Origin of the sequence: Mesorhizobium sp. M7A.F.Ca.CA.003.01.2.1 (assembly GCF_003998945.1) — a bacterium.
GTDB lineage: Bacteria > Pseudomonadota > Alphaproteobacteria > Rhizobiales > Rhizobiaceae > Mesorhizobium > Mesorhizobium ciceri.
Window position 1 is genome coordinate 1 of record NZ_RZRA01000328.1, and the last position, 5,473, is coordinate 5,473.

Here is a 5,473-nt window from a genome sequence, read left to right on the forward strand (position 1 = left end):
GGACTTGGCCTTTTAGCCGCCGCGCTTCACCCTGTCCAGAAACACGGAATTGGTCCAATCCACGGCCTTTGCCGGCCGTTCGAACCGGCCTGTTTTCGCCGCCGAAACGCAAAACCGCCGGCACTGGGCCGGCGGTTTCAAAACGCATTAACGCGGAACTCGATTACTTAAGCCCGAGATAATAGAATGCGATTATGGCCGAACTCCGGCCGACCTCGCGAGTTGTCACATCGCGCCGGATTCCTCCTCGAACCCGTCGTCGCCACCTTCGGAGCCGCCATTCTCAAGGAACTTTTCGGCGATCAGCCCGGCATTCTGTCGGAGCGCCAGCTCGATCTCGCGTGCGGTGTCGGGATTGTCGCGCAGGAACAGTTTGGCATTCTCGCGGCCTTGGCCGAGACGCTGCGAATTGTAGGAGAACCAGGCGCCCGACTTCTCGACCACGCCGGCCTTGACGCCGAGATCGACCAGTTCGCCGGTCTTGGACACGCCTTCACCATACATGATGTCGAACTCGACCACCTTGAAGGGCGGCGCCAGCTTGTTCTTGACCACCTTGACGCGGGTCTGGTTGCCGACGACTTCGTCGCGGTCCTTGACCGAGCCGATGCGGCGGATGTCGAGGCGCACCGATGCGTAGAATTTCAGCGCGTTGCCGCCGGTCGTCGTCTCGGGCGAACCGAACATGACGCCGATCTTCATGCGGATCTGGTTGATGAAGATGACCATGGTGTTGGAGCGCGAGATCGAGGCGGTCAGCTTGCGCAGCGCCTGGCTCATCAGGCGGGCCTGCAGGCCGGGCAGCGAATCACCCATCTCGCCTTCGATTTCGGCACGTGGCGTCAGCGCCGCGACCGAATCGACCACCAGCACGTCGATGGCGCCGGAGCGCACCAGCGTGTCGCAGATTTCCAGCGCCTGCTCACCGGTGTCGGGCTGCGAAATCAGCAGGTTTTCGAGATCGACGCCAAGCTTGCGGGCATAGACCGGGTCAAGCGCGTGCTCGGCATCGACGAAAGCGCAGATGCCGCCCTTCTTCTGGGCTTCGGCCACGGTGTGCAGGGCCAGCGTCGTCTTGCCCGAGCTTTCCGGCCCGTAGATCTCGATGATGCGGCCGCGCGGCAGGCCACCGACGCCAAGCGCGATGTCGAGGCCAAGCGAGCCGGTCGGCACCGTTTCGATCTCGACGACCTGCTCGTTGGCGCCGAGCCGCATGATCGAGCCCTTGCCGAAAGCCCGCTCGATCTGCGACAGCGCCGCATCCAGAGCCTTTGATTTGTCCACTGCCTTGTCCTCTACCAGCCGCAAAGAATTCTGAGCCATGATACATCACCCCTTGGTCGTCAATGAAGGCCGGACAATCCGTAATCCCTGCCTATTTGTACCTTTTTTGTTCTCATTTGGCAAGAGGGATCAAATATCTGAAAAACAAGCAATATCCGGATTTGTTCTTTTTTTGTCCAAGGATTCGATCAGGAATGCACCGCACGTTGGGCCAGACGGCTCGGTTGTTTCGACCTGCCGAATCGCCGCCTTGCATGCGAAGCTCGGTCGCACAGCCTAGCGCTTGTGCGGCTGGAATAACAAAGGTCATATCGCCGGCATGCTGAAATCCGCGAAAATACTGGCCGTAGGCGGCGCCCATATCGACCGGCGCGGCCAGGTGTCCGGCGCCTACGTGCCCGCCGCCTCCAATCCGGGCACAATGCGCGAGGATGTCGGCGGCGGCGTCTTCAACGCCTTGCGCAGTGCCGTGCGGCGCGGCGTCTCCGCGTCGCTGATGTCGGTTCGCGGCGGCGATCCCGCTGCCGACACCGTTTCGCGAGCCATTGCCGGGGCAGGCATTACCGACCTGTCGGCGGTCTTCCTCGACCGCACGACGCCGAGCTACACGGCACTGATCGACAGCGAGGGCGAGTTGATCGTCGGCTTTGCCGACATGGCGCTCTACGACCTGGCGTTTCCCAAGCAGATCAGGCGCTCCAAGGTGCGGGAGGTGATCGCCGCCGCCGACGCGATCCTGTGCGACGCCAATCTGCCCTCTTCGGCGCTGGAACGGCTGGTCGCGCTCGCTGCGGGCAAGCCGGTTTTCGCGATTGCCATTTCGCCGGCCAAGGTGGTGCGGTTGCTACCGGTGCTGAAGGAGCTTTCGCTGGTCTTCATGAACCGGCGCGAGGCCATGGCGCTGGCCGGCGTCGCCGCGAATGCCACGGAGCGCGAGGTCGTCGACGGGTTGCGATGCAGCGGCCTCGTCAGCGGCGTGGTGACGGCAGGCGGCGGGCCCATGCTGGGCTTCGATGAAGCCGGCGCCTTCTCTATCCTGCCGCCGCCACCAAGAAAGGTCGCCGACGTCACCGGCGCCGGTGATGCGCTGGCAGGCGCAACGGTCGCTGCCTTGCTGCGCGGACTGCCGTTGCGGGCAGCTCTGCGCGAAGGCATTGCCGGGGCGACGCTTGCCATCGAAAGCGCCGCCGCCGTTCCGGAGTTCACCGCGGCGAGCTTCGCGGAAGCGTTGGCTCTTGTGCCGGATGCCAGGGAAATGGCATGAGACCGGCGAATTCATAGTGCCGCGATGTTGCCGAGCGTCCGACGGACGCGCCGCATTCCGGATAGGAGACCTTGATGACCCCTGAGACCGCCCGCCCCTTCATCGACATCCACGCGCCGGTGGCGCAGGCCCTGGCCGACGGCCGGCCGGTGGTGGTGCTGGAAAGCACCATCATCACCCATGGCATGCCCTACCCCGACAATGGCGCCATGGCGGCCGATGTCGAAAAGATCATCAGCGATGGCGGCGCCGTGCCGGCGACGATCGCCGTGGTTGGCGGCCGCATCAAGATCGGGCTTTCGGACGGCGAGCGCGAATCGCTGGCGATGACGGGCGACGCGATGAAGCTGTCGCGCGCCGATCTCGGTTTTGCCGTGGCGCAAGGGCGCACCGGCGGCACCACGGTCGCCGCCACGATGATCGCGGCGCATATGGTCGGCATAAAAGTGTTTGCCTCCGGCGGCATCGGCGGCGTGCACAAGGGCGCCGAAAAGAGCTTTGACATTTCCGCCGATCTCGACGAGCTGGCGCGCACCCCGGTGATTGTCGTCTCGGCCGGCGCCAAGGCGATCCTCGACATCGAAAAGACGCTGGAAGTGCTGGAGACGCGCGGCGTGCCGGTGATCGGCCATGGCTGCGAGACGATGCCGGCCTTCTGGTCCAGGCAATCGCCGTTCCGCGCGCCGCTGACCTTGCACGAGCCGGAAGAGATCGCGCATTTCTACCAGACGAGGGCAGCACTTGGGCTTGCTGGCGGCATGCTGATTGCCAATCCTGTGCCGGAAAACCAGGAAATCCCGGCTGCGGAGATGGCGGGCTATATCGACGCCGCGCAGAAGGCCGCCGAGGCACAACATGTCACCGGCAAGGCAGTGACGCCATTCCTGCTGGGAAAGATCCTCGAACTGACCGGCGGCAGGAGCCTGAAGACCAACATCGCGCTGGTGGAAAACAATGCAAGGTTGGCGGCGAGGATAGCCAGGGCATTGTAGGGCACGGCCTCCAAGGTCGGCGGGACAGAGGGGGGTGCTGTCCCTCCGCTGTGCCAAGAAGGTTGGCATTCACTTCCCCGCCCGCCGCCCCGCCTCATACGCCCGGCGTGCCCAGGCCGCCATCTCCTCGGGATCATCGAAAGCGCTGTCGGGAACGCTCCAGTAGGGCATGGCGACCAGCTTGCCGTGGCGCGAGCCGGTATAGGTCCATTGCGTGCAGCCGGCGGCCTCGAACTCGGGCGCGCTTTGCTCGTCGGCTTTCAGCATCAATTCGCCACGCAACACGATGGCGACGATGACGCCGTCGAAATAGATGCCCTTGCCGCCGAACAGTTTGCGGATGCTGACAGGGCCGAGACCCTCGAACAGTTCGGCGATGCGTTCATTGTCCATGCCGCGATCATGTCACCGGCATCTGGCCTTGTCATCGCCGCAACCAAAATCATGCTGACAGGTTGAGAGAGGTATCGGAGTTTTCCCGCCATGCCGCTTCTGCTGAAAGGGTCCTGTCGCTGCAATGCCGTGCGTTTCGAGGTGGAGAGCCACACGCCGGCGCCATTCATGCTGTGCTACTGCTCGATCTGCCGCAAGCAGCAGGGCGGCGGCGGGTTTGCCATCAATCTCGGTGCCGACAACGAGACACTGAACATCAGGGGCAAGCGCAGCCTCGGCGTCTTTCGGGCGGAGATCGAGGACGACGAGCATCCGCATTGCGAAATCTCAACCGGCGAGCGCAATTTCTGCAAGAAATGCGGCTCAGCCCTTTGGCTCTACGATCCAACCTGGCCGGAGCTTGTGCATCCCTTCGCCTCGGCGATCGACAGCGACCTGCCCATCCCACAGAGCAAGGTGCACCTGATGCTGAAATACAAGGCGAACTGGGTCGAGCCGGTGGTTGGCAAGCACGACAAGGTCTTCGACGTCTATCCCGAGGAATCGATCGCCGATTGGCACAAGCGGACGGGCATGTGGGTGGAGTGAGTTTCTTCGCCCCGTTTACGGGGAGGTGAGGAGTGATCCGCGCAGCGAACGAAAAGCCAATTGCTTGGATTTTCTAACGACGTACGCCGGCAGGCTGGGCGGAGCTAACTCTGGAGAGGCTGGCGCTGCCCCTCATCCGTCACTTCGTGACACTTTCTCCGCGTAAACGGGGCGAAGGAAAAAATCAGGCCGAAGCGCGTGCCTCTGCCAGTGCCTTCAGGTCGGCCGGCTTCAGTTCGACGGATTCGCCGCAGCCGCAGGCCGAGCTCTGGTTCGGGTTGTGGAAGGTGAAGCCGGTGCGCAGCGTCGTCTGCTCGAAATCCATCTCGGTGCCGAACAGGAATAGCGCGGCCTCGGGCGCGACATAGACATGAGCGCCGTCGCGCTCGATATGGTCGTCCTTGGTGTTGGGCTCGGTCACCAGATCGACCGTATATTCCATGCCGGCGCAGCCGCCCTTCTTGATGCCGAGGCGGATGCCATGCGCGTTGTCGCGGGTGGCGACGATCTCGCGCACCCGGTCGGCGGCCTTTTCGGTCATGGTGATGACGGCGAAGCGTCCCATTCTTTTTCCTTCCATTCCATGCAGGTTCAAGGCCTGCCGAATGATTCCTCACCTAAAATGGTGAAGTTTTATCCCTCGCGCAAGTGTGCCAGGCTTGACGCTAGTACCAGCCCACCGCCACCTGCGCCTCTTCCGACATGCGGTCGGCCGACCATGGCGGGTCGAAGGTCATGTTGACCTCGACGCCGGACACGCCTTCGACGGCGCCGACGGCATTTTCGACCCAGCCGGGCATTTCGCCGGCGACAGGGCAGCCGGGAGCGGTCAGCGTCATGTCGATCTTGACCGAGCGATTGTCCTCGATGTCGATCTTGTAGATGAGGCCGAGTTCGTAGATATCGGCCGGGATTTCCGGATCGTAGACCGTCTTCAGCGCCGATACGATGT

The 5,473-nt window shown here is 63.1% G+C and carries 7 protein-coding genes; 3 read left to right on the forward strand and 4 right to left on the reverse strand.

Features of this window, described 5'->3' with window-relative positions; genetic code table 11:
• Nucleotides 1–225 precede the first annotated feature (225 nt).
• Entirely contained in the window at nucleotides 226–1,323 is a 1,098-nt protein-coding gene (recA, locus tag EN969_RS15090; protein WP_013532151.1) for a recombinase RecA, read from the reverse strand.
• Nucleotides 1,324–1,603: 280 nt separating this feature from the next.
• Between recA and EN969_RS15095 the strand changes: the two genes are divergently transcribed.
• Both EN969_RS15095 and EN969_RS15100 read left to right on the forward strand, forming a co-directional pair.
• Nucleotides 1,604–2,548 (forward strand): carbohydrate kinase family protein, encoded by a 945-nt coding sequence (locus EN969_RS15095; RefSeq protein ID WP_063167812.1) that lies wholly within the window; start codon nucleotides 1,604–1,606, stop codon nucleotides 2,546–2,548.
• 74 nt (nucleotides 2,549–2,622) lie between these two features.
• Nucleotides 2,623–3,540, forward strand: coding sequence for a pseudouridine-5'-phosphate glycosidase (locus EN969_RS15100; RefSeq protein ID WP_127419217.1), 918 nt, complete (start codon nucleotides 2,623–2,625; stop codon nucleotides 3,538–3,540).
• Nucleotides 3,541–3,609: 69 nt separating this feature from the next.
• Here the strand turns inward: EN969_RS15100 and EN969_RS15105 are convergent, their stop codons facing one another.
• A complete protein-coding gene (locus tag EN969_RS15105) occupies nucleotides 3,610–3,933 on the reverse strand; it encodes a TfoX/Sxy family protein (RefSeq protein ID WP_063167810.1) in 324 nt (107 codons plus the stop codon).
• Between the two features lie 90 nt (nucleotides 3,934–4,023).
• On the opposite strand from EN969_RS15105, the gene EN969_RS15110 reads away from it, so the two are divergent.
• Nucleotides 4,024–4,521 carry a GFA family protein gene (locus tag EN969_RS15110; RefSeq protein ID WP_013532155.1) on the forward strand — a complete coding sequence of 166 codons (498 nt, stop codon included), beginning with the start codon at nucleotides 4,024–4,026 and terminating at the stop codon, nucleotides 4,519–4,521.
• 184 nt (nucleotides 4,522–4,705) lie between these two features.
• On the opposite strand, the gene sufA is transcribed toward EN969_RS15110, so the two are convergent.
• Both sufA and EN969_RS15120 read right to left on the reverse strand, forming a co-directional pair.
• On the reverse strand, nucleotides 4,706–5,086 hold the full coding sequence (gene sufA, locus EN969_RS15115) for a Fe-S cluster assembly scaffold SufA (RefSeq protein WP_013532156.1): 381 nt from the start codon (nucleotides 5,084–5,086) through the stop codon (nucleotides 4,706–4,708).
• A gap of 100 nt (nucleotides 5,087–5,186) precedes the next feature.
• Nucleotides 5,187–5,473, reverse strand: a 287-nt coding sequence (locus EN969_RS15120; protein WP_127419218.1) for an SUF system Fe-S cluster assembly protein, incomplete at its 5' end; no start/stop codon positions are given.

Coding starts and splice junctions, on each gene's coding strand:
- EN969_RS15095 (WP_063167812.1), top strand. CDS start 1,604: ATGCTGAAATCCGCGAAAATACTGGCCGTAGGCGGCGCCCATATCGAC.
- recA (WP_013532151.1), bottom strand. CDS start 1,323: ATGGCTCAGAATTCTTTGCGGCTGGTAGAGGACAAGGCAGTGGACAAA.
- sufA (WP_013532156.1), bottom strand. CDS start 5,086: ATGGGACGCTTCGCCGTCATCACCATGACCGAAAAGGCCGCCGACCGG.
- EN969_RS15100 (WP_127419217.1), top strand. CDS start 2,623: ATGACCCCTGAGACCGCCCGCCCCTTCATCGACATCCACGCGCCGGTG.
- EN969_RS15110 (WP_013532155.1), top strand. CDS start 4,024: ATGCCGCTTCTGCTGAAAGGGTCCTGTCGCTGCAATGCCGTGCGTTTC.
- EN969_RS15105 (WP_063167810.1), bottom strand. CDS start 3,933: ATGGACAATGAACGCATCGCCGAACTGTTCGAGGGTCTCGGCCCTGTC.